The sequence below is a fragment of the Variovorax paradoxus genome (genome assembly GCF_000834655.1).
Classification (GTDB): Bacteria; Pseudomonadota; Gammaproteobacteria; order Burkholderiales; family Burkholderiaceae_C; genus Variovorax; species Variovorax paradoxus_F.
On sequence record NZ_JXQQ01000138.1, the window covers coordinates 21,312 to 42,725 of the forward strand.

The following is a 21,414-nucleotide window of genomic DNA, read 5'->3' on the forward strand; positions in this document are numbered from 1 at the left end:
CTGAGCCTGTCGAAGTGCCGCGCGAGGCTTCGACAAGCTCAGCCCGAACGGTTGAGGTTCCGAGCCGAACGGCTGAGGTTCCGAGCCGAACGGTTGAGGTTCCGAGCCGAACGGCTGAGGTTCCGAGCCGAACGGCTGAGGTTCCGAGCCGAACGGCTGAGATTCTGAGCCGGACGGTCGCGGCTCTCGCCGTGTCAGTGGTTGTCGCGCGGCACGCCGAAGGTGGCGTGGATCTTTTGATACTTCACCGCGGGCTTGAGCACCATGCCCTCGGAAAGTTCGTCCACCACCGCGCGCTGGATCTCCTGCCATGGCGTCTGGCTCGGCGGATACGGGTAGCCGCCTGCGGCTTCGAGCTTCTGGCGGCGCTGGGCCAACTCATCATCGGACACAAGCATGTTCGCCGTGCGCTTCTTCAGGTCGATGCGCACGCGGTCGCCGGTCTTCAGCAAGGCCAGCGCGCCGCCGGTTGCAGCTTCAGGCGACGCATTCAGGATCGACGGCGAGCCCGAGGTGCCCGACTGCCGCCCGTCGCCGATGCAAGGCAGCGCGGTGATGCCCTTCTTCAGCAGGTAGGCCGGCGCGCGCATGTTCACCACCTCGGCCGCGCCGGGGTATCCCACCGGTCCCACGCCGCGCATGAACAGGATGCTGTGCGCGTCGATCTTCATCTTCGGATCGTCGATGCGGCGGTGGTAGTCCTCGGGTCCGTCGAACACCACGGCCGTCCCTTCGAATGCCATCGGGTCGGCCGGGTCCTCCAGGTAGCGGTTGTGGAACTCGGGCGTGATCACGCTGGTCTTCATGATCGCGGAGTCGAAGAGGTTGCCGCTGAAATCGAGGAAGCCGGCGTTCTTCATCATCGGCTTGGCGTACGGGAAGATCACCTTCCGGTCTTCGGTGAAGCGGCCTTCGCAGTTCTCGATGATGCTCTTGCCGTTGGCGGTGAGCGAGTGCTGGATCTTGCCCTTGGCGATCAGCTCGGCCACCACCGCTGGCACACCGCCCGCGCGGTAATAGTCCTCGCCGAGGTATTCGCCGGCGGGCTGCAGGTTGACCAGCAACGGGATCTTGTAGCCGTGCTTCTCCCAGTCGCCCGTGGTCAGCGGCACTCCGATGTGGCGCGCGATCGCGTTCAGGTGAATGGGCGCATTGGTCGAGCCGCCGATAGCCGAATTCACGACGATCGCGTTCTCGAAAGCGGCACGCGTGAGGATGTCCGAGGGCTTCAGGTTCTCGCGCACCATCTCGACGATGCGCTTGCCGGTGAGGTAGGCCATTTCCTGGCGGTCACGGTACGGCGCAGGAATGGCGGCGCTGCCCGGCAGCGTCATGCCGAGCGCCTCTGTCAGCGAATTCATCGTGGAGGCCGTGCCCATCGTGTTGCAGTGGCCGGTCGATGGCGCGGACGAGGCCACGAGCTTGAGGAAGCCGGTCTCGTCGATCTCGCCCGCGGCCAGCAGTTCGCGCGCCTTCCAGACGATGGTGCCCGAGCCCGTGCGCTCGCCCTTGTACCAGCCGTTGAGCATCGGCCCCGAGTTCAGCGCGATGGCCGGAATGTCGACCGTGGCGGCGGCCATCAACTGCGCCGGCGTGGTCTTGTCGCAGCCGGTGGTCAGCACCACGCCGTCGAGCGGATAGCCGTAGAGGATTTCGACCAGCGAGAGGTATTGCAGGTTGCGGTCGAGCGAGGCGGTCGGGCGCTTGCAGGTCTCCTGGATCGGGTGGATCGGAAACTCGAACGCGATGCCGCCCGCGTCGCGGATGCCCTCGCGCACGCGCTCGGCCAGCACCAGGTGATGGCGGTTGCAGGGCGCGATGTCGGAGCCCGTCTGCGCGATGCCGATGATCGGGCGGCCCGACTGCAGCTCCTCCAGGCCGAGCCCGTAGTTCATGGTGCGCTCCAGATACAGCGCCGTCATGTCGGTGTTGGCCGGGTTGTCGAACCACTCCTGCGAGCGCAGCTTGAGGGCGCTTCCGGACTTTTTCGAGGCGCTGCTCTTCGTGCTCTTCGACGTGGAAGCGGGGCTTTTCTTCTTGCTCATCAGGACATTCCCTTCAGTGTTTCGGCCGCATTCGGAAGCGCGGCGCAGTCGGCGATGTATTGGCGAATGATGTCTGCGAAATTCTCGTGCGGATGCAGGCCGAGCCGCGCGGCGCGTTCGGCCGTGGCGCCGGCAGGCCAGTTGGCCACGATGCCCGCAATGCGCTCGTCGCGCTCGAAGCGCACCAGCGCGCGCACCTTGGGGCCGGCCACTTCCTCGAGCGCATCGAGCATGTCGCTCACGCGCACGTTGAGCGCCGGCAGGTTGAGCGCGGCGCGCCCGCCGAAGGCCTCGCGGCTGGCTTCGTAGACGGCGATGAGTCCATCGACCGTATGGGCCGGCGAGGTCATCGGGTGCGACACGTCGGGCGACACCGGGCAGACCGATTCCACGCCAGCCAGCGGCTCGCGGATGATGCCGCTGAAGAACGACGACGCTGCGCCGTTCGGGCGGCCGGGCCGCACGGTAACGGTCATCAGCCGTGCCGCGCGGCCGTCGATGTAGCCCTTGCGGGTGTAGTCGGAAATGAGGTGCTCGCACACCAGCTTCTGCGTGCCGTAGGAGGTTTGCGGCAGCGGCAGCGTATCGTCGGCCACCAGCTTGGGCAGCGGCACCGAAGGGTCTGGCCCGAACACCGCGACCGAGCTGGAGAACACCAGCCGCGCCACCTTGCCGCCCGCGCCGACGTTGGCACGCAGGGCATCGAGCAGCGCGCGCGTGCTGTCGAGGTTGGAGCGCAGGCCGAGTTCGAAATCGGCCTCGCACTCGCCCGACACGGCCGACGCGAGATGGAACACGCCATCGAAGGCTTCCGTCTTCAACGCCTCGGTCTGCGCGAGCAGCGGACCGGTGCGGGCCTCCACGCGTGCATCGGCCAGCAGGTCGGCCGGCGGCGGCGCGATGTCGGACAGCACCAGCCGCTCGATGCGCTGGCCGGCCAGCGTGCCGCGCGCGAGCAGCGCACGCGCGAGTCGGGAGCCGACGAAGCCGCCGCCTCCGGTGATCAACAGTTTCATGGTTTGTCCCTCTTCGTCCTCTTGGTGGTGCCGGTTGTGGCCTTGGCCGCAGTGACCGGCGTGGCGGTGCGCACCGCGCGCGCCGCGGCACGCCGGCGCTGGCCGGTGATGATTCCGCCCTCGACGAGCCGCTGCTCGCCGCGGATCAGGTGCTGCGTGGCGTGATGGCGCGCGGCCACGGGGTCGCGCGCGGCGATGGCTTCGACGATGGCGCGGTGCTCGTTCTGCACGGCTTCCATGAAGTCGAGCCGGCGCGCCTCGTTGCCGCGCGTGATGCGCATGCCTTCGCGCAGGTACTGCTCCAGAAAGCCGAGCAGCAAGCGGAACTGCGGATTGCCGGTGGCCTCGCCGATCACGCGATGAAAGGCGAGGTCTTCGGCCACGCCGTCCTGCCCGGCCGCGGCGGCCGTGTCGATGGCCTTGAGCGCGCGCCGCAGCGCGGCAATCTGGCTGCGCGTCGCGCGCTTGGCCGCGAGCGCGGCGATCTCGCCTTCGAGCACGCGGCGCACCTCGACCACATCGACGACCGCCTGCACCGACTCCAGCACGGTCGGGTCGAACGCCAGTGGACGATTGAGCGGCGCCTGCGCCACGAAGCAGCCCAGGCCTTGCCGCGATGTGACAAGCGCCTGCGACTTGAGCTGGTGTACGGCTTCGCGCACCACGGTGCGCGAGACCCCGTGCGAGGCCGCGAGTTGTTGCTCCGTGGGAAGGCGATCGCCGGGCCGCAGCGCGCCCGATTCGATCTGCGCGGCCAGCCGCGAAGCGAGCCGGTCAGACAGGCGGTCCGTGACCAGAGGAAAGGATTCTGAGAGGGCGGAGGCCTGCACGGCAGCGGAAAATTGGAGCACGGTTATCGGGTCATCATACAAGTCAACAGGGATTTTCTCGTACCGGTTTGCCCTGATACCGGTTTCAAAAACGAGTGCCGATACTGCGCGGGCTGCTGCAATGCGGAGGTCTCCGTGTTGCTCCCCTTTCCCGCGATTTGTCAGGACTCCTTGCATGGCCAGTGTCACGATTCAGGCGGTCAAGAAGCGATTCGGCGAAGTCGCCATCCTTCACGGGGTGGATATCGACATTGCCGATGGCTCGTTCACGGTGCTGGTGGGCCCCTCGGGCTGCGGCAAGTCGACCTTGCTGCGCATGATTGCGGGGCTGGAAGAAGTCCACGGCGGCGAGATCCGCATCGGCGATCGCCGCGTGAACGACCTGCCGCCCAAGGAGCGGGACATCGCGATGGTGTTCCAGAACTACGCGCTCTACCCGCACATGACGGTGCGCGACAACATGGCCTTCGCCCTCTCGCTCGCGAAGATGGACAAGGCCACCATCGACAGCAAGGTGACGCGCGCCGCCGAAATTCTTGCGCTCGCGCCGCTGCTGGAGCGCTATCCGCGCCAGCTCTCGGGCGGCCAGCGCCAGCGCGTGGCGATGGGGCGCGCGATCGTGCGCGACCCGCAGGTCTTCCTGTTCGACGAGCCGCTCTCGAACCTCGACGCCAAGCTGCGCGTGGCGATGCGCAGCGAGATCAAGGAACTGCACCAGCGCCTGAAGACCACCTCCATCTACGTCACGCACGACCAGATCGAAGCCATGACGATGGGCGACAAGATCGTGGTGATGCGCGACGGCCGCATCGAGCAGACCGGCAGCCCGCTGGACCTGTACGACCACCCGGCCAACCAGTTCGTCGCGGGCTTCATCGGCTCGCCGGCCATGAACTTCCTGCCCGGCACGCTGCGGCGCGCAGGCGGCGCGGCGCACGTCGAGCTGCCCGACGGCACGCGCCTCGATGCACCCCTTCATGCGGGCGGCACCGATGGACAGCCCGTGGTGTACGGCACGCGCCCCGAGCACCTGACGCTCGGCGACAGCGGCGGCATTCCGTCGCGCGTGGTCGTGATGGAGCCGACCGGCATGGACACCTTCGTCGCCTGCCGCCACGAAGGCGCGGAGCTCTCGGCCGTGTTCCGAGAGCGCTACGACTTCGCGCCGGGCAGCACGATCCATCTCTTGCCCGACCTGGCGCGCGCGCACCTGTTCGATGCCGCAACCGGCTTGCGTCTGGCCGCCTGATTTTTGGTTCACACCGGTCCGTTTACAACGAAGGAGACAGCCATGAGTGATTTCAATCGCCGCAAGTTTCTAGAGAGTTCGGCCGGCGTTGCCGCCGCCGCGACCGTCGGCACGGGCAGCGCCCTGTTCGCGCCATTCGCACAGGCGCAAAACCTGACGTTCAAGCCCGAGAAGGGCGCCAAGCTGCGCGTGCTGCGATGGAGCCGCTTCGTGCAGGGCGACATCGACGCCTACATGGCCAACGTGAAGAAGTTCACCGAGGCCACGGGCGTGGAAGTGCGCGTGGACAACGAAGGCTGGGAAGACGTGCGCCCCAAGGCCGCGGTGGCAGCCAACACCGGCGCGGGCCCCGACATCATTCTGTCGACCAACGACGACGCCAACCTCTACCCCGACAAGCTGCTCGACGTGACCGACCTGGCCGAATACCTCGGCAAGAAATACGGCGGCTGGTATCCCGCGGGCGAAGCCTTCATGCGCCCCGACGGCAAGAAGTGGCTGGGCCTGCCGCTGGGCGCCTCGGGCTCGCTCATCGTGTACCGCGAGAGCATGGTCAAGGCCGCGGGCTTCGCGACCTTCCCCAAGACCACCGACGACTTCCTCAAGCTCTACAAGGCGCTCAAGGAAAAGGGCACACCCGGCGGTATGGCGCTGGGCAACGCGACCGGCGACAGCACCTGGTGCAACTGGCTCATCTGGTCGCACGGTGGCAAGCTGGTCGACAAGACCAACAAGGTGGTGATCGACAGCCCCGAGACGCTCAAGGCGCTGGAGTACGGCAAGGAGCTCTACGCCAACTTCATCCCGGGCACGCTCTCGTGGCTCGACCCGAACAACAACAAGGCCTTCCTGGACGGACAGATCAGCGTCACCAACAACGGCATCTCGGTCTACTACGCCGCGAAGAATTCGACCGACCCGAAGGTCAAGGAAATGGCCGCGGACATCAACCACGCGGTGTTCCCCATCGGTCCGGTGGGCGTGCCGACGGAGTCGCACCTGTTCTTCAACCAGATGGTCATGAAGTACACGAAATTCCCGCAGGCGGCCAAGGAGTTCCTGCGCTTCATGATGGAGAAGGAACAGTTCGACCCGTGGCTGCAGGGCGGCGGCGGCTACGTGGCGCAGCCCCTGCGCTTCTACGAGAACAGCGCGATCTGGACCTCGGACCCGAAGAACACGCCCTACCGCGACTCGGTCAAGAACCTGCGCCCGGGCGGCTACGACGGCAAGCTGGGCTACGCGTCGGCGGGCGCCGCGGCGGACTTCATCATCCCGAACATGGTGGCCGAGGCAGCCAGCGGATCGAAGACGCCGAAGGAAGCCGCGGAGCGCGCGCAGAAGCGCGCCGAGCGCTACTACAAGGTCTGACAAGGTCCGTCCGATCCACCTCCAAGCCGTCCACCCCATGACACTTTTGGCCAGGTTCCAGAACAGCCGCAACGCCCTCGGCATCGCGTTCATGCTTCCGGCGGCGGTGCTGCTGTTGCTGTTCCTGACCTACCCGCTGGGGCTGGGCACCTACCTGGGCTTCACCGACGCCAAGGTGGGCCGCGCGGGCCAGTGGATCGGCCTGGAGAACTACGAGTACCTGTGGGGCGATGCCGTGACGCGGCTCGCCCTTTTCAACACGCTCTTCTACACGACGGTGGCGAGCGTGTTCAAGTTCTTCCTGGGCCTGTGGCTCGCGATCCTCCTGAACCGGAACATCCGCTTCAAGACCTTCTTCCGCGCGGTGATCCTGCTGCCGTACATCGTGCCCACCGCGCTTTCGGCGATCGCGTTCTGGTGGATCTACGACTCGCAGTTCTCCATCATCAGCTGGGCACTGGTGAAGATGGGGCTCATCGACCAGTACATCGACTTCCTCGGCTCCGAGTGGAACGCGCGCATCGCGGTGATCATCGCCAACGTGTGGCGCGGCGTGCCCTTCGTGGCGATCACGCTGCTCGCGGGCCTGCAGACGATTTCGCCCTCCTACTACGAAGCCTCCGCCATCGACGGCGCAACGCCGTGGCAGCAGTTCCGCCACGTCACGATGCCGCTGCTCACGCCGATCATCGCGGTGGTCATGACCTTCTCGGTGCTGTTCACCTTCACCGACTTCCAGCTCATCTACGTCATCACCCGCGGCGGCCCGCTCAACGCCACCCACCTGATGGCCACGCTGTCGTTCCAGCGCGCCATCTCGGGCGGTGCGCTCGGCGAAGGCGCGGCCATCGCGATCGCGATGGTGCCGTTCCTGCTGGCGTGCGTGATGTTCAGCTTCTTCGGCCTGCAGCGCCGCGCCTGGCAGCAGGGCGGGTCGGACAAATGAGCACACTTCAAATGAGCGTCGCGCCGGGCCGCCCCAAGCAAGCTCGCACCGCAGTGCGAAGCACGGAGGTTTTCAAATGAGCAATGCCGGCCAGGTCGACACCGTCGGCATGAGCTACCTCGACACGATCCCGCGCAAGGCGGTGACCGTGTACCTGCCGCTCGTGGTCTTCCTGATCGTGCTGCTGTTCCCGTTCTACTGGATGGCCATCACCTCGGTGAAGCCCGATGCCGAACTGCTCTCGCGCGAGGGCAATCCGTTCTGGGTGATCAACCCGACGCTCTCGCATTTCCACAAGTTGCTGTTCGAGACCTCGTACCCGCAGTGGCTGTGGAACACGGTGCTGGTGTCGGTGGTGTCCACCTTCGTCTCGCTCGCGGCCTCGGTGTTCGCGGCCTACGCCATCGAGCGGCTGCGCTTCAAGGGATCGAAGCATGTGGGGCTCTCGATCTTTCTCGCGTACATGGTGCCGCCGTCGATCCTGTTCATTCCGCTGGCGAACGTGGTGTTCAACCTCGGCCTCTTCGACACGCGCTGGGCGCTGATCCTCACCTACCCGACCTTCCTCATTCCCTTCTGCACCTGGCTCCTGATGGGCTACTTCCGCTCGATCCCGGCGGAGCTCGAAGAATGCGCGCTCATCGACGGCGCGAGCCGCTGGCAGATCCTCGTGAAGATCGTGCTGCCGCTCGCGGTGCCCGGGCTCATCTCGGCGGGCATCTTCGCGTTCACGCTGTCGTGGAACGAGTTCATCTACGCGCTCACCTTCATCTCGTCGTCGGAGGTGAAGACGCTGCCGGTGGGCGTGGTGACCGAGCTGGTGCAGGGTGACGTGTACCAGTGGGGGCCACTCATGGCCGGCGCGCTGCTGGGCTCCCTGCCGGTAGCGTTCATCTACTCGTTCTTCGTCGAGTACTACGTCTCGGGGATGACCGGGTCGGTCAAGGAATAGCGCGAAGCGTCATAGAAAACTGCCGCAAGGCCGTTCGGGCTGAGCTTGTCGAAGCCTCGTGCAAGGCTTCGACAAGCTCAGCCCGAACGGTCCTTGGTCGAACGAACGAAACGGCACCCTCAGTTCCAGCGCGGAACGGTTTCGTCCTTGAGCTGCTGGCGCAGCACGTCGTAGTCGGGCACCACGCTCTCCACGGTTTCCCAGAAGCGGTGCGAATGGTCCATCACGCGCAGGTGGGCCAGCTCGTGCGCCACCACGTAGTCGATCACCGGCAGGCGGAAATGAATGAGCCGCCAGTTCAGCCGCAGCGATCCATCCGCGCTCGCGCTGCCCCAGCGCGTGGCCGCGTTCGACAGCGACAGCTTCTGCCAGCGCACGCCCAAGAGCGGCGCGAAATGGTCGAGCCGCTCGATGAAGAGCTTGCGCGCCTGCCGCATGAGCCAGGCCTGCGCGGCATCGCGTATCTGCGAGGGCTCGGCGTTCTGCGCAACGGCCAGGCGCAGGATGCGCGGGCCGCCCGGGGCTTCGGCCTCGTCGAGCGTGCCGCCGACGCTGGCAAAGCCATGCTTCGGATCGAGGCGGATCACGACCGGCTCGCCCATGAACGGAAATGCGGCGCCGTCCTTCCACTCAATGCGCGTGGCCTCGACCCGCGCGTGGCGCTGCTGCGTTTCCTGGAGCTTGCGCAGGATCCAGTCGGCCTTCTCGCGCACGGCGGCATCGACATCGCGCAGCGCGACCCAGCGCGGCGCGCGCACCGACAGCCCTTCGGCACCGACCAGGAAGCCGATGGTCTTGCGCTTGCCGCGCTTGAATTCGTAGCCCACGCGCGCCGAGCCCAGCACGAGTTCGCGCGTGGCCTGCGGATGGATGAAGCTCGCGAGCGTCAGCGTGTCGCGCAGCGGGACCGCCGGGAGTGCCGGACCGGTGCTCTTGATCTCTTCCGGCGCAGGCGGTGCGAAGGGCAACGGCGCCGCGACGGGCGGCGCAGCCTTGCGAACCTTCTTCGGGCGCGGCGCGGGCGGCTCGGGCTTTGCGAACTCGCTGCCCAGCCCCTCGAACAGATCCATCGTGAACTGCAGCAGCCCCTGCATCTGGCGTCCCCTGTTCCTTCTAACGGTAGGCCTCGGGATCGAGCCGGTGCATCTCCGCTTCGATCCACGCTTCGACCTCGCGCATCAGTTCGTCGGGCTTGCGGCCCACGCTGGAGATCGCCGGTCCGATCGACACGTCGACCACGCCCGGGCGCTTGATGAACGCCTTGCGCGGCCAGACCTTGGCCGAGGTGACGGCGATCGGGATCACCGGCACGCCAGTCTCACAAGCCAGCCGCGTGCCGCCGCTCTTGTAGGTGCCCTTCTGGCCGCGCGGAATGCGCGTGCCTTCGGGGAACATGATGATCCAGATGCCCTGCGCAAGCAGCTTGCGGCCCTGGTTCACCACCTTGTTGAAGGCCTGTGCGCGCTGGCTGCGGTCGATGTGGATCATGTCCAGCCGCGCCATCGCCCAGCCGAAGAACGGCACGTAGATCAGCTCTTTCTTGAACACGTAGGCCAGCGGGTGCGGCATCAGCGTGGGCATGAGGAAGGTCTCGAGCGTGGACTGGTGCTTGACCAGCAGGATCGCGCCGGCGAGCTTGTCGGTGGGCAGGTTCTCCATGCCGGTCACGCGCGTCTTGATGCCCAGCAGCACGCGTGCGCCGCCGATGGCCCAGCTGAGCCATTGCTCGGCCATCCAGTAGAGCGGAATACCGCGCTTCCAGATCGAACTGACGCACATGATGATGCCCCACGGCACCACGGTGACAAGCATCCACAGTGCATGGACAACGGAACGGAGAAACGCCATCAGACAGCCACCTGCAGTGCGGCCCGCGCTTCGCGCGCGAGCAGGAAATCGACAAAGGCGGCGAGGTTCTCGTGAACCATCGTGTTCGCCGGGTATTCGGGAGGCAGCGGGTCCACGCCGATGCAGGCCGCGCCCATGCCCGTGAGCAGCAGGTGCGGCTCGCAGCCGGCAGCGGCGCCCGCCTGCAGGTCGCGCAGGCTGTCGCCCGCGGTCGGCACGCCCTTCAGGTCGATGCCGTAGCGGTCGCCGATCTGCAGGAACAGGCCCGGCTTGGGCTTGCGGCAGTCGCAGTTCTCGTCGGGGCTGTGCGGGCAATAGAACACCGCATCGACCTTGCCGCCCACCGCCGCGAGCATCTTGTGCATCTTGGCGTGCATGGCGTTGAGCGAGGCCATGTCGAAGAGCCCCCGGCCCAGGCCCGACTGGTTCGACGCGATCACCACGTGCCAACCCGCATGGTTCAGCCGCGCGACCGCCTCCAGCGCACCGGGCAGTGGCGTCCACTCGATGTCGCTCTTGACGAAGTCTTCGCGGTGCACGTTGATCGTGCCGTTGCGGTCGAGGATGACGAGTTTCATGGGGCAGTCCTTTCAGACTCCAGCTTGCGCCGGTCCGGACAGATGGCCGTGATGTCGCCGACGTAGTGCAGGCTTGCCCGGCTCATCCAATCTGCAGGCATGACCGCAGTCTCCGGCCCGACGCCGTCGGCGAAATAGCCGAAGGTTTCATGGAAGCTCGAGTGCATGCCGATGGCGCCGTCGATCAGGTCCGCACGCTCGGGATGCAGAGCCGGATAAAGATCGATCTCGCGCGACACCAGCAGCGCTTCGGGCGGATGTTCGAGAAGGAGCAGCACAGCTTGACTGCCCACGACGACAAGGGAGTTTTCCTTCGAGATCGCCGCGGAGGCTCGCAGCACGTGCTGCAGTTCGTCGAGATTCATTGCAATGCGGCGCGTTCGCGCGCCTGCTTGAGCAATGCCATTCTTTCGCTTTGCGGAACGAGGCAGCCCAGCGGAGATACGCTGCGCATGAGTTGCCCATGTTCAGACTCGACAAGCGCGGCACTCTCGAGGACGCTGACGTCGCTCGCGAGAAGCTGTTCCCACTCATCCCACAACGCATCCGAACGCGTCGCACCCGACTGCTGGCGCCAGCGCATCAACGTCAATCGCGCCTGATCGCGCAACGCGGGTTCGCGGCGAACGGCAGCCATCGCTCGCCGATGTACGGCGAGGGAAAACTGATCCAGTTGCTGTTGCCGGTTCATGCGCAATTATCGAGCGGCGGGCCTCAGACGGCCAGCCGCTCGAGCTGCGCCACGCGGTTCATCGCGGCATGCAGCGACATCAGCAGGCCCAGGCGGTTGAGCCGCAAATCGGCCTGCTCGGCATTGACCATCACGCCGTCGAAGAAGGCATCGACCGGCTCGCGCAGCGCGGCCAGCGTCTGCAGCGAGGCGGTGTAGTCGCCGGCTTCGAACTGGGCGTTGGCGGCGGGGACGACCTTGGCCATCGCCGCGTGCAGCGCCTTCTCGGCGGGCTCCTGCAGCAGCAGCTCGCTCACATGCGCGTCGGCCTCGGGCGCCTTCTTGAGGATGTTGCCGATGCGCTTGTTGGCAGCGGCCAGTGCGGCAGCGGCCGGCAGTGCGGCGAAGGCGCGCACGGCGGCCAGCAGCTTGGGCACTTCGCCCAGGCGCTGCGGCAGCGGGGCCAGCACGGCATCGACTTCCTGCGCGCTCGCGCCCTGCTCGCGCAGGCTCCCGGCGAGGCGGTCGAGAATGAAATCGCGCAGCTCGACCGTGGCCTTGCTGCTGTCGAAACCGGCGATGGCGCCGAACTGCGCGGCGGCGTCCTGGAGCAGGGCGTCGAGCCCCAGCGCGAGGTCTTTCTCGACCAGCATGCGGATCACGCCCAGCGCATGGCGGCGCAGCGCGAACGGGTCGCGGTCGCCGGTGGGCAGGTTGCCGATGCCGAACATGCCGACCAGCGTCTCGAGCTTGTCGGCCAGCGCGACCACGAGACCGACGTTGTTGCGCGGCAGCTCGTCGCCGGCGAAGCGCGGCTTGTAGTGGTCTTCGATCGCATCGGCCACCGCGGCATCGAGGCCGTCGTGCAGCGCGTAGTAACGGCCCATCGTGCCCTGCAGCTCGGGAAACTCGCCGACCATGTCGGTCACGAGGTCGGCCTTGGCCAGTTGGGCGGCCTGCGTGGCCTGTGCGGCGACCTTCCCATCGCCCAGTTTCTCTGCCAAGCGTTCCGCGATCGCGCGCGCGATGTGCATCACCCGCTGCACGCGCTCGCCCTGTGTGCCCAGCTTGTTGTGATAGACCACCTTGCCCAGCGACTCGACGCGCGAGGCCAGCGACTTCTTGCGGTCCTGGTCGAAGAAGAACTTGGCATCGGCCAGGCGCGGGCGCACCACGCGCTCGTTGCCTTCGATGACCGCGCTCGCGTCATCGGGGCTGATGTTGCTCACCACCAGGAACTTGTTGGTGAGCTTGGCTTGTGCGTCGAGCAGCGGAAAGTACTTCTGGTTGGCCTTCATCGTCAGGATGAGGCACTCCTGCGGCACTTCAAGGAACTCGCGCTCGAAGCTGCAGACCAGCACGTTGGGGCGTTCGACCAGCGCGGTCACTTCGTCGAGCAGCGCGTCGTCGTGGATCGGCACCGAGCCGCCGCCGACCTTGACCGCGGCCGCTGCGAGCTGGCGCGCGATTTCGGCGCGGCGAGCCTCGAAGCTCGCGATGACCGCGCCCTCGTCCTGCAGTTGCAGCGCATAGCTGTTGGCATCGCGCAGCACGACCGGATCGACCGCCGCCTCGAAGCGGTGGCCGTGCGTCTCGCGGCCGGCCTGGAGGCCCAGCGCCTCGATCGGCACCACGGTGTCGCCGTGCAGCGCCACGAGGCCGTGCGCGGGGCGCACGAAGCTCACGCTGCTCCAGCCCGGCAGCTCGCAGCCGCTTTCGAGCTGGTAGCTCATGACCTTGGGGATCGGCAGCTTCGCGATGGCTTCGGCCAGCGCCTTCTGCAGGCCCTCGGCCAGCGTCGCGCCCTTGGCGGTGCTTTCGTAGAAGAGCGCTTCGGCCTTGCCGTCCATCGCGCGCTTCAGGCCCGGCACGGCCGAGGCGTCGGCGCCGAGCGCGCCCAGGCGCTTGAGCATTGCGGGCGTCGGCTGGCCCGAGGCATCGAGCCCCACGGCCACGGGCATGAGCTTTTGCGACACGGCCTTGTCGGCGGCGCCCTCGGCCACGTGCGTGAGGTGAGCGGCCAGGCGGCGCGGCGAGGCGTAGGCGGTGAGCACCGAGCCAGCTTCTGCCAGGCCTTGCGCCACGAGCTGGTCGCGCAGCACGCCCGCGAAGGCATCGCCGAGCTTCTTCAGTGCCTTGGGCGGCAGCTCTTCGACAAACAGTTCGACCAGCAGGGAGTTCTTGTTGTTCATGGGAGTCGTCATCGCTCAGGCGGCTTTCTTCGGGGGCATCTGCGCGACCCATTCGCGCGGCGCCATCGGGAAGCCCAGGCGCTCGCGGCTGTCGTAGTAGCTCTGCGCCACGCTGCGCGCGAGGTTGCGGATGCGGCCGATGTAGGCGGCGCGCTCGGTCACGCTGATGGCGCCGCGCGCATCCAGCAGGTTGAAGCTGTGCGCGGCCTTGAGCACCTGCTCGTAGGCCGGCAACGCGAGCTGCTCGGTCATGAGGTGCTTGGCCTGCTTCTCGTGCGCGTTGAAGGCGGTGAACAGGAACTCGGCGTCGCTGTGCTCGAAGTTGTAGGTCGACTGCTCGACCTCGTTCTGCTTGTACACATCGCCGTAGCTCAGGCCCTCGGTCCAGGTCAGGTTGTAGACGTTGTCCACGCCCTGCAGGTACATGGCCAGGCGCTCCAGGCCGTAGGTGATTTCGCCGGTGATCGGCTTGCAGTCGATGCCGCCGACCTGCTGGAAGTAGGTGAACTGCGTCACCTCCATGCCGTTGAGCCAGACTTCCCAGCCCAGGCCCCAGGCGCCGAGCGTGGGGTTCTCCCAGTCGTCCTCGACGAAGCGGATGTCGTTCTTCTTCAGGTCGAAGCCCAGGGCCTCGAGGCTGCCGAGGTAGAGCTCCAGGATGTTGCTCGGCGCGGGCTTGAGCACGACCTGGTATTGGTAGTAGTGCTGCAGGCGGTTGGGGTTCTCGCCGTAGCGGCCGTCCTTGGGGCGGCGGCTGGGCTGCACGTAGGCGGCTTTCCAGGGCTCCGGGCCCAGGGCCCTGAGGAAGGTGGCGGTGTGCGAGGTGCCCGCGCCCACCTCCATGTCGTACGGTTGCAGCAGCGCGCAGCCCTTGTCGGCCCAGTACGACTGCAGTTTGAGAATGATTTGCTGGAAGGTCAACATGAAGCTGGCCGGCGCAGGCCGGACATTTGGACGGTAGCGCGGCAGTGCGCCGCGAAAGCGGACGATTTTACGGGCGGAGGGCAACTCTCCCACAGCCGGCCGGGATGCCGGCCGCTCCCGCCGCCCCTCCGGGCATGCGACAACCGTGGGCCGGCCGCACGCGGCAGCCCTTCACAGAGCCCTTCCGGGCCTGCCTTTTCCCCGCCCCACAGACATGCAACCGCCCCACATCGGCCCGAACGCCCCGTTTTTCATCGTGCTCAATGCCGGCTCCGGCAGCGAGAGCGCAGCCGAAGCCCGCCAGGTCATCGAGGAAGGCTTTGCCGCGGCCGGCCGCAAGCACCGCATCTTCGTGATCGACGGGCCCGGCCGGGTGCAGGCGCTGGCGCGCGAAGCCGTCGAGCGCGCCCGCGCCGTGGGCGGCGTGGTGGTGGCGGCGGGCGGCGACGGCACCATCAATGCGGTGGCGCAGGCCACCCTTGGCAGCGGCTGCGCCTTCGGGGTGCTGCCGCAGGGCACCTTCAACTACTTCAGCCGCACCCACGGCATTCCGCGCGACACGGCCGAGGCGCTGCAGGTGCTGCTGGCCGAGCAGCCGCGGGCCGTGCAGGTGGGGCTGGTCAACGACCGGGTCTTCCTGGTGAATGCCAGCATGGGCCTGTACGCCGAGCTGCTGGAAGAGCGCGAGACCTACAAGGCGCGCTACGGCCGCAGCCGCTGGATCGCGTTCTTCGCGGGCCTCCTGACGGTGATGCGCGGCCGCCACCGGCACTGGAACCTGCGCATGGCCTGGCGCGGGCAGGAAAAGGACATCCGCACGCCCACCCTTTTCGTGGGCAACAACCCGCTGCAGCTCTTGCAGGTGGGCATCGAACATGCCGATGCGCCCGAGCAGGGGCAGCTCGCGGCGATTGCGCTCAAGCCGGTCGGGGTGATGTCCATGCCGGGGCTGCTGGTGCGCGGCGCGCTCGGCAAGCTGGGCAACGCCGACCAGGTGCTGAGCTTCCCCTTCGAATCGATGACGGTGAAGGCCGGCCGCCTGCGGGCGCCCCGCCGTGTCAAGGTGGCGACCGACGGCGAGATCGCATGGACCGACATGCCGCTCCTGTTCCGCGTGTCGCCCGAGCCGCTGTGGCTGGTGCGGCCCGACGTCGCGCCCGAGCTGGAGGCGGCCAAGCAATGACCGCCTGCCTGCTGCAGATCTCCGATCCGCATTTCGGCACCGAACGGCCCGAGGTGCTGCAGGCGCTCGAGCGGTTTGCGCAGGCGCTGGCGCCGCAGGTGGTGGTGATGTCGGGCGACATCACCCAGCGCGCCACGCGCGTGCAGTTCGCGGCGGCGCGCGCCTTCGTCGGCCGGCTGGCGGCGCCTGCCACGCTCGTCATTCCGGGGAACCACGACATTCCGCTCTACCAGCTCGCAGCGCGCTGCTTCTCGCCCTACGGCCGCTACAAGGAGGCCTTCGGCGACGACCTGGAGCCGGTTTTCGCGTCCGACGAGTGGCTGGTCGTCACCGTGAACACCACGCGCTGGTACCGGCATGAAGACGGCGTGGTCTCGTCAGCGCAGGTCGAGCGGGTGGCGGCGCGCCTTGCTGCGGCAACGCCCTCGCAGCTGCGCGTGGTGGTGACGCACCAGCCGGTCATGGTCACGCGGCAGGAAGACATGTCGAACCGCCTGCACGGGCGCGAGCGGGCGGTGGCGCGCTGGTCCGAAGCGGGTGTCGACCTGATCCTGGGCGGCCACATCCACCTGCCCTACGTGCGCTCGCTGCACGACGCGTTCTCGGGCTGCAAGCGCACCGCGTTCGCCGTGCAGGCGGGCACCGCGGTGTCGCATCGCGTGCGCGCCGGCTTTCCGAATTCGGTGAACGTGGTGCGCCTGGACATGGCCGCCGGCACGCGCGCCTGCCGCGTGGAGCGCTGGGACTACAGCGCCGCCGACAAAGCCTTCGAGTGCGCCAAAGTATTCCCGCTTTCTCTTGCCAGCAGCGCGACGCCCCCTTAGGGTGCAGCCGCATGCCGTTGGAAGCTTCCCCTCTCACTCCTCCTCTCGTTCTCCTTGCCCAGCAACTCGGCGCCCATGCGCTGGGCTGGTTTCTCTCGATCTGGACCGTGTCGGTGCTCGGCGCCGGTGCCGTCTGCTGGACGTTGCAGCGCCGCCATTTCAAGACGCTCGATGCCGAAGAGCCCAGCGAGCCGCGCATCGCCGCCGGCCTCGCGGCCGGGTTCCTGCTGATCCTGGCCGCGGCCAGCGTGTTCGCATGGATCGCGTCGAATCTGTCCGACGGTCACTCGATGGGCCGGGCCGACCAGGCGCTGACCGATGCCATCGGCACCCACGTGCCGTGGACGGCGCTCGTCGCCTTCAGCTGGCTCACCCACCTGGGCGACTTCGCCTTTCTCGCGCCGGTGTGCCTGGTGGTCGCCGCGGTGCTGTGGCGCCATGCGCACCACGGCCTCGCGCTGGGCTGGGTGATGGCGCTCGGCGGCATCGTGCTGCTGAACCCCGCGCTCAAGCACATCTTCGAGCGGGCGCGGCCGGTGCACGACCACGGACTGGCGTTCGAGACGAGCTACAGCTTCCCGAGCGGACACAGCGCGGGCGCGATCGTGAGTTACGGAATGCTGCTGTACTTGGCGCTGCGCACGCTGCCGGCGCGCTGGCATGTGCCGGCGGCCATGGCGGCCGTGGGCGCCATCCTGACCATCGCGTGCAGCCGCATCTTTCTGCAGGTGCACTTCGCGAGCGACGTGGTGGCCGGTCTCCTGACCGGCTTCGCTTGGCTGCTCGTGTGCGTGAGCAGCCTGGAATACGCGCGGCACCGCAAGCAGCGGCGCGCACCGGCCTGAGCATCGCCCGCGCGTCTTCGCCGGAAACACCGCGGAACCGGCCTTGCCGGGCCGCAGGTGTTGCCCCCGGAAGGGGGTAGGCGGCTACGCGAAGCGAGCAAGCCTGGGGGAGATCAATACTCCCAGAAGATGCGCTGCAATTCCTTGGTGTTGCTGGTCTTGGTCAGGGCCACCATCGCTAGGATGCGCGCCTTCTGCGGACGCAGGTCGTGCGCCACCACCCAGTCGTACTTGTCGTCGGGCTGCTCGGCGTTGCGGATCACGAAGCCGTCGGGCACGCGCGAGCTGCGGATCACGATCACGCCGTCGGTGCGCGCCTTCTGCAGGTTCGGCACGATCCGGTCGGCCACCGAGCCATTGCCCGTGCCGCCATGGATCAGCGCCTTGGCGCCGCTCTTTGCGATCGCGTCGATGGCCACCGACGACACGCCTTCGTAGCCCATCGCGATCTCGACCGGGGGCAGCGCGTTGATGCTGTCGATGTCGAATTCGGAGTTCATGGTGTGGCGCTTGACCGGCGCACGGAACCAGTAGTTCTTGCCCTCGACGATCATGCCCAGCGGACCCCACTGGCTGGAGAACGCGCTGGTCTTGATGTTGACGTTCTTGCTGACGTCGCGGCCGCTGTCGATGTTGTCGCTCATCGTCACCAGCACGCCCTTGCCCACGGCGTCCTTGCTGCCCGCCACGTTCACCGCGTCGTACAGGTTGAGCGCGCCGTCGGCCGAGAGGGCCGTGCCCGGACGCATCGAGCCGACCACGACGATCGGCTTGTTGGTGTGCACCGTCAGGGTGAGGAAGTACGCGGTTTCTTCCAGCGTGTCGGTGCCGTGGGTGATGACGATGCCATCGACGTCCGACTGCTTCGAGAGCGCCGAGACGCGCTTGGCCAGCGTCAGCAGGTTGTCGTTGGTGAGGCTTTCCGATGCGACCTGGAACACCTGCTCGCCGCGCACGTTGGCGACCTTGGAGAGCTCGGGCAGGCCGGCGATGAGCTTGTCGACGCCGACCTTGGCGGCCGCGTAGGTGGCGCTGTTGACGGCCGAGGCGCCGGCGCCGGCGATGGTGCCGCCGGTGGCCAGGATCACCACGTTCGGCAGTTGCTGCGCCTGCGCGAGTGCGCTGGCGGCCAGCAGGGCGGCGCCTGCGGCGAAGGCCCTGAAACGGGGAGAAAGGTACATGGAAGACTCCTTGGTCTGAGGTGAATTTCTGGAAGCGGCGAGGAAGATACATGAACCATGCCCGCATGCGCCCCGCCGCCATGCCGGCACGGCATGCGGCCATGCGCCCAAGGATTACCATCGGCCGGGCGCCTCGCCGCCGCCTTCCCGGCTGACCCCGCTGACCCCGCAATGACCTCCGACACCGCCGCCCTGCCCCCCTCCACCGCCCAGGAAATGCCTGCCCCCGACGGCCCGCTGTCGCGCGCACGCCCGGGGCGCGAGCGCATCATGGCCGCCATCCGCACCGCGGCGGTGGCCGAGTTCAGCCTGCATGGCCTGAAGGGCACCTCGACCCAGGCCATCGCCGCGCGCGCCGGCCTCACCAAGCCCCAGCTGCACTACTACATCGCCGGCAAGGAAGAGCTCTACGAAGAGCTGCTCATGCAGGTGCTGCACGCCTGGAAGGTGGTGTTCTCGTTCGAGGACGCGAGCGACCCGGCCACCGTGCTGGGCGACTACATCCGCAAGAAGCTCGACCACGCCATCGACAGCCCCGAGATGTCGCGCATCTTCACCCGCGAGATCCTCGACGGCGGCCGCAACCTCGACCGCTACTGGCCCAACGCCCGCGCCTGGACGCAGAAGAAGGTGGACATCATCAATGGCTGGATCGCACGCGGGCAGATGCGTCCGCTCGATGCGCGCATCCTCCTCATGCACATCTGGGCCATGACCCAGAGCTACGCCGACTACGCGATCCAGACGCGCGTGATGCTGGGCCTGCCGCCCGACGCGCCCATCGACCGCGAGCCCATCGCGCGCGAGCTGGTGGCCTTCGTGCTGGGCGGCTGCGGCATCAGGACGACGCCCTGACCTCCCAGGCGCGGCCAGTCGGGTCGGCCATTGCCAGCCGCACCATCTCGATGAAGCGACGCAGGCGCGCCGGCTGGAAGCGCGCGGGCGAATAGGTCAGGTACACGGGCAGCGGCGCCGCATGCCATTGCGGCGCGAGCTGCACCAGCCTCCCGGCGGCGATGTCGTCGTTCATGAGCCAGGCCGAGCCGATGCAGGCACCCAGCCCCATGACCGCCGCGCTGTGCAGCGCAAAGAGGCTGTCGGTGCTCATGCGCGGGCGGATCGGCACCCGCGCGAGCTCGCCGCTCGGCCGGTGCGTGAGCTGCACCTCGTTGCGATAGAAAGTGCGCAGCGCGAGCCAGGGCAGCACGGCCAGTTCCGAGGCGTGCGTGGGAGGCTCTCGCCCAGCCAGCACCGAGGGCGCGGCAACCACCACGCGCGGCACTTCCGAGAGCTTGATGGCCACGGCCATGGTGTCGGTCACCTCGCCGACCTGGATTGCGCAATCGACGCCCTCGGCAATGAAATCGGGCCGGCGGTCGTGCAGCAGCCATTCGACCGACACCCGCGGGTAGGCGCGCAGGTAGTCGGCCAGCGGGCCGACCAGCAGCAGTTGCCCCAGCGCATGCGGCGCCACCACGCGCAGCGTGCCCTCGGGCTCGTCGCCCACGCCGCGCAGGTCGGCCTCGAAGGCGCGCCAGCTGGCGATCAGTTCCCTCGCGCCCTCGTAGCAGCGCTCGCCGTCTTCGGTGAGCTTCATGGCGTGCGTGGAGCGGCGCAAGAGCCGCACCCCCAGCGAGCGCTCCAGCGCCTGCAGCCGGCGGCTCACGGTGGGCTGGGTCGCGCCCATCCGCACCGCGGCGGCCGAGAGGCTGCCGGCCTCGACGATGTGGACGAAGGTCTGCATCAGCTCGATGCGGTCGGCTGCGGGAGGTGAATTGGGCATGTCGTCGTTCTTTATGCGCGCTACGTATAGACATTGTGCAATCCGCAGGGCTACCAAGTCATCTTCGAGAGGAGCACATTTCAGCACTAGCCAGAAAAACCAAGGGTTATCACCATGTCTTCCATTCAAACAATGCATGCCCATCCCGGCGCCGCACCGCACGGCCAGGCGCTGCCGGCCTCGCTGGTGCTGCTGCTGGCCACCGGCGCGGGCCTGTCGGTGGCGTCGCTCTACTACGCGCAGCCGATGCTCGGCGTGCTGGGCGCCGACATCGGCGCCTCGGCCCGCGCTGTCGGCTTCATTCCCACGCTCACACAGCTGGGCTACGCGCTCGGCATCCTGCTGCTGGCGCCGCTGGGCGATCGCTTCGACCGGCGCCGCATCGTGCTGATCAAGGCGGCCGCCCTGTGCGCCGCGCTGCTGGTGGCCGGCGCCGCGCCGTCGATCGGCGTGCTGCTCGCCGCCAGCCTGGCCATCGGCCTCGCAGCCACGATGGCGCAGGACATCGTGCCCGCCGCCGCCACGCTCGCCCCCGAAGCCTCGCGCGGCAAGACCGTCGGCACGGTGATGACGGGGCTGCTGCTGGGCATCCTCCTGTCGCGCGTGGTGAGCGGGTTCGTGGCCGAACACTTCGGCTGGCGCGCGATGTTCATCGCGGCGGCGGCCAGCATCGCGCTCATCGGCGCTGCCGCCTGGCGCGGCCTGCCGCGCTTCCGGCCGACCACGCACCTGGCCTACGGCGCGCTGCTCGGTTCGCTGGGCACGCTGTGGTCGCGCCACGGCACGCTGCGCCGCGCGGCACTGGCGCAGGCGCTGCTGGCAGTGGGCTTCAGCGCGTTCTGGTCGACGCTGGCGGTGATGCTGCACGGCGAGCCCTTCCACCTGGGCAGCGCGGCGGCAGGCGCCTTCGGGCTGGCCGGTGCGGCGGGCGCGCTCGCGGCGCCGCTGGCCGGGCGCCTGGCCGACCGGCGCGGGCC

Annotated in this window: 21 protein-coding genes; 9 read left to right on the top strand and 12 right to left on the bottom strand. The window is 67.8% G+C overall.

The window, feature by feature from the left end; all coding sequences use genetic code 11:
• Positions 1-194: 194 nt before the first annotated feature.
• The 3 genes from RT97_RS31860 to RT97_RS31870 are packed head-to-tail and all read right to left on the bottom strand — an operon-like array spanning position 195 to position 3,891.
• Complete coding sequence (locus RT97_RS31860; RefSeq protein WP_253278365.1) at positions 195-2,045, bottom strand: IlvD/Edd family dehydratase; 1,851 nt, start codon at positions 2,043-2,045, stop codon at positions 195-197.
• On the bottom strand, positions 2,045-3,061 hold the full coding sequence (gene denD, locus RT97_RS31865) for a D-erythronate dehydrogenase (protein ID WP_042582879.1): 1,017 nt from the start codon (positions 3,059-3,061) through the stop codon (positions 2,045-2,047). Before denD ends, RT97_RS31860 begins: the two co-directional genes overlap by 1 nt.
• On the bottom strand, positions 3,058-3,891 hold the full coding sequence (locus RT97_RS31870; protein ID WP_042582897.1) for a FadR/GntR family transcriptional regulator: 834 nt from the start codon (positions 3,889-3,891) through the stop codon (positions 3,058-3,060). Before RT97_RS31870 ends, denD begins: the two co-directional genes overlap by 4 nt.
• A gap of 175 nt (positions 3,892-4,066) precedes the next feature.
• Between RT97_RS31870 and RT97_RS31875 the strand changes: the two genes are divergently transcribed.
• From RT97_RS31875 to RT97_RS31890, 4 genes are all read left to right on the top strand, one after another.
• Positions 4,067-5,140 carry an ABC transporter ATP-binding protein gene (locus RT97_RS31875; protein WP_042582880.1) on the top strand — a complete coding sequence of 358 codons (1,074 nt, stop codon included), beginning with the start codon at positions 4,067-4,069 and terminating at the stop codon, positions 5,138-5,140.
• Positions 5,141-5,182: 42 nt separating this feature from the next.
• Positions 5,183-6,511 carry an ABC transporter substrate-binding protein gene (locus RT97_RS31880; RefSeq protein WP_042582881.1) on the top strand — a complete coding sequence of 443 codons (1,329 nt, stop codon included), beginning with the start codon at positions 5,183-5,185 and terminating at the stop codon, positions 6,509-6,511.
• Positions 6,512-6,548: 37 nt separating this feature from the next.
• A complete protein-coding gene (locus tag RT97_RS31885) occupies positions 6,549-7,457 on the top strand; it encodes a carbohydrate ABC transporter permease (RefSeq protein ID WP_042582882.1) in 909 nt (302 codons plus the stop codon).
• Between the two features lie 76 nt (positions 7,458-7,533).
• On the top strand, positions 7,534-8,409 hold the full coding sequence (locus RT97_RS31890) for a carbohydrate ABC transporter permease (RefSeq protein ID WP_042582883.1): 876 nt from the start codon (positions 7,534-7,536) through the stop codon (positions 8,407-8,409).
• 119 nt (positions 8,410-8,528) lie between these two features.
• Here RT97_RS31890 and RT97_RS31895 read toward each other — a convergent pair whose 3' ends face one another.
• Genes RT97_RS31895 through glyQ form a run of 7 tightly spaced genes read right to left on the bottom strand, consistent with a single transcriptional unit; the run spans position 8,529 to position 14,621 of the window.
• Positions 8,529-9,503 (bottom strand): M48 family metallopeptidase, encoded by a 975-nt coding sequence (locus RT97_RS31895; RefSeq protein ID WP_042582884.1) that lies wholly within the window; start codon positions 9,501-9,503, stop codon positions 8,529-8,531.
• Positions 9,504-9,522: 19 nt separating this feature from the next.
• Positions 9,523-10,257, bottom strand: coding sequence for a lysophospholipid acyltransferase family protein (locus RT97_RS31900; protein ID WP_042582885.1), 735 nt, complete (start codon positions 10,255-10,257; stop codon positions 9,523-9,525).
• Positions 10,257-10,835, bottom strand: a complete 579-nt coding sequence (gene gmhB, locus RT97_RS31905) for a D-glycero-beta-D-manno-heptose 1,7-bisphosphate 7-phosphatase (protein WP_042582886.1) — start codon at positions 10,833-10,835, stop codon at positions 10,257-10,259. The genes RT97_RS31900 and gmhB overlap by 1 nt, the downstream gene beginning before the upstream one ends.
• Complete coding sequence (locus RT97_RS32260; protein ID WP_052810807.1) at positions 10,832-11,200, bottom strand: hypothetical protein; 369 nt, start codon at positions 11,198-11,200, stop codon at positions 10,832-10,834. The genes gmhB and RT97_RS32260 overlap by 4 nt, the downstream gene beginning before the upstream one ends.
• Positions 11,197-11,526, bottom strand: coding sequence for a hypothetical protein (locus RT97_RS31915; protein WP_042582887.1), 330 nt, complete (start codon positions 11,524-11,526; stop codon positions 11,197-11,199). The genes RT97_RS32260 and RT97_RS31915 overlap by 4 nt, the downstream gene beginning before the upstream one ends.
• A gap of 23 nt (positions 11,527-11,549) precedes the next feature.
• Positions 11,550-13,697, bottom strand: coding sequence for a glycine--tRNA ligase subunit beta (glyS, locus tag RT97_RS31920; RefSeq protein ID WP_155403960.1), 2,148 nt, complete (start codon positions 13,695-13,697; stop codon positions 11,550-11,552).
• Between the two features lie 15 nt (positions 13,698-13,712).
• On the bottom strand, positions 13,713-14,621 hold the full coding sequence (glyQ, locus tag RT97_RS31925) for a glycine--tRNA ligase subunit alpha (protein ID WP_042582889.1): 909 nt from the start codon (positions 14,619-14,621) through the stop codon (positions 13,713-13,715).
• A 214-nt stretch (positions 14,622-14,835) separates the two neighbouring features.
• Here glyQ and RT97_RS31930 point away from each other — a divergent pair, with 214 nt between their 5' ends.
• The 3 genes from RT97_RS31930 to RT97_RS31940 are packed head-to-tail and all read left to right on the top strand — an operon-like array spanning position 14,836 to position 17,473.
• Positions 14,836-15,804, top strand: a complete 969-nt coding sequence (locus RT97_RS31930) for a diacylglycerol/lipid kinase family protein (RefSeq protein WP_042582890.1) — start codon at positions 14,836-14,838, stop codon at positions 15,802-15,804.
• Positions 15,801-16,628 (top strand): metallophosphoesterase family protein, encoded by an 828-nt coding sequence (locus RT97_RS31935; protein WP_042582891.1) that lies wholly within the window; start codon positions 15,801-15,803, stop codon positions 16,626-16,628. Before RT97_RS31930 ends, RT97_RS31935 begins: the two co-directional genes overlap by 4 nt.
• Before the next feature lie 11 nt (positions 16,629-16,639).
• On the top strand, positions 16,640-17,473 hold the full coding sequence (locus tag RT97_RS31940) for a phosphatase PAP2 family protein (RefSeq protein WP_052810808.1): 834 nt from the start codon (positions 16,640-16,642) through the stop codon (positions 17,471-17,473).
• A 113-nt stretch (positions 17,474-17,586) separates the two neighbouring features.
• Here the strand turns inward: RT97_RS31940 and RT97_RS31945 are convergent, their stop codons facing one another.
• Positions 17,587-18,654, bottom strand: coding sequence for an asparaginase (locus RT97_RS31945; RefSeq protein WP_042582892.1), 1,068 nt, complete (start codon positions 18,652-18,654; stop codon positions 17,587-17,589).
• Between the two features lie 171 nt (positions 18,655-18,825).
• On the opposite strand from RT97_RS31945, the gene RT97_RS31950 reads away from it, so the two are divergent.
• Positions 18,826-19,509, top strand: a complete 684-nt coding sequence (locus RT97_RS31950; protein WP_172672276.1) for a TetR family transcriptional regulator C-terminal domain-containing protein — start codon at positions 18,826-18,828, stop codon at positions 19,507-19,509.
• On the opposite strand, the gene RT97_RS31955 is transcribed toward RT97_RS31950, so the two are convergent.
• Positions 19,493-20,437: a LysR family transcriptional regulator gene (locus RT97_RS31955; protein WP_042582894.1), complete on the bottom strand. Its 945-nt coding sequence runs from the start codon at positions 20,435-20,437 to the stop codon at positions 19,493-19,495. The genes RT97_RS31950 and RT97_RS31955 overlap by 17 nt on opposite strands.
• Positions 20,438-20,551: 114 nt before the next feature.
• Here RT97_RS31955 and RT97_RS31960 point away from each other — a divergent pair.
• On the top strand, positions 20,552-21,414 hold an 863-nt coding region (locus RT97_RS31960; protein WP_042582900.1), incomplete at its 3' end, for an MFS transporter.

Bases quoted from the DNA above. Each gene is read 5' to 3' on its own strand.
- RT97_RS31940 (WP_052810808.1), top strand. From the start codon at position 16,640: ATGCCGTTGGAAGCTTCCCCTCTCACTCCTCCTCTCGTTCTCCTTGCC.
- RT97_RS31930 (WP_042582890.1), top strand. From the start codon at position 14,836: ATGCAACCGCCCCACATCGGCCCGAACGCCCCGTTTTTCATCGTGCTC.
- RT97_RS31885 (WP_042582882.1), top strand. From the start codon at position 6,549: ATGACACTTTTGGCCAGGTTCCAGAACAGCCGCAACGCCCTCGGCATC.
- RT97_RS31945 (WP_042582892.1), bottom strand. From the start codon at position 18,654: ATGTACCTTTCTCCCCGTTTCAGGGCCTTCGCCGCAGGCGCCGCCCTG.
- RT97_RS31915 (WP_042582887.1), bottom strand. From the start codon at position 11,526: ATGAACCGGCAACAGCAACTGGATCAGTTTTCCCTCGCCGTACATCGG.
- RT97_RS31875 (WP_042582880.1), top strand. From the start codon at position 4,067: ATGGCCAGTGTCACGATTCAGGCGGTCAAGAAGCGATTCGGCGAAGTC.
- glyQ (WP_042582889.1), bottom strand. From the start codon at position 14,621: ATGTTGACCTTCCAGCAAATCATTCTCAAACTGCAGTCGTACTGGGCC.
- RT97_RS32260 (WP_052810807.1), bottom strand. From the start codon at position 11,200: ATGAATCTCGACGAACTGCAGCACGTGCTGCGAGCCTCCGCGGCGATC.
- RT97_RS31895 (WP_042582884.1), bottom strand. From the start codon at position 9,503: ATGCAGGGGCTGCTGCAGTTCACGATGGATCTGTTCGAGGGGCTGGGC.
- glyS (WP_155403960.1), bottom strand. From the start codon at position 13,697: ATGAACAACAAGAACTCCCTGCTGGTCGAACTGTTTGTCGAAGAGCTG.
- RT97_RS31900 (WP_042582885.1), bottom strand. From the start codon at position 10,257: ATGGCGTTTCTCCGTTCCGTTGTCCATGCACTGTGGATGCTTGTCACC.
- denD (WP_042582879.1), bottom strand. From the start codon at position 3,061: ATGAAACTGTTGATCACCGGAGGCGGCGGCTTCGTCGGCTCCCGACTC.
- RT97_RS31860 (WP_253278365.1), bottom strand. From the start codon at position 2,045: ATGAGCAAGAAGAAAAGCCCCGCTTCCACGTCGAAGAGCACGAAGAGC.
- gmhB (WP_042582886.1), bottom strand. From the start codon at position 10,835: ATGAAACTCGTCATCCTCGACCGCAACGGCACGATCAACGTGCACCGC.
- RT97_RS31890 (WP_042582883.1), top strand. From the start codon at position 7,534: ATGAGCAATGCCGGCCAGGTCGACACCGTCGGCATGAGCTACCTCGAC.
- RT97_RS31955 (WP_042582894.1), bottom strand. From the start codon at position 20,437: ATGCCCAATTCACCTCCCGCAGCCGACCGCATCGAGCTGATGCAGACC.
- RT97_RS31950 (WP_172672276.1), top strand. From the start codon at position 18,826: ATGACCTCCGACACCGCCGCCCTGCCCCCCTCCACCGCCCAGGAAATG.
- RT97_RS31880 (WP_042582881.1), top strand. From the start codon at position 5,183: ATGAGTGATTTCAATCGCCGCAAGTTTCTAGAGAGTTCGGCCGGCGTT.
- RT97_RS31935 (WP_042582891.1), top strand. From the start codon at position 15,801: ATGACCGCCTGCCTGCTGCAGATCTCCGATCCGCATTTCGGCACCGAA.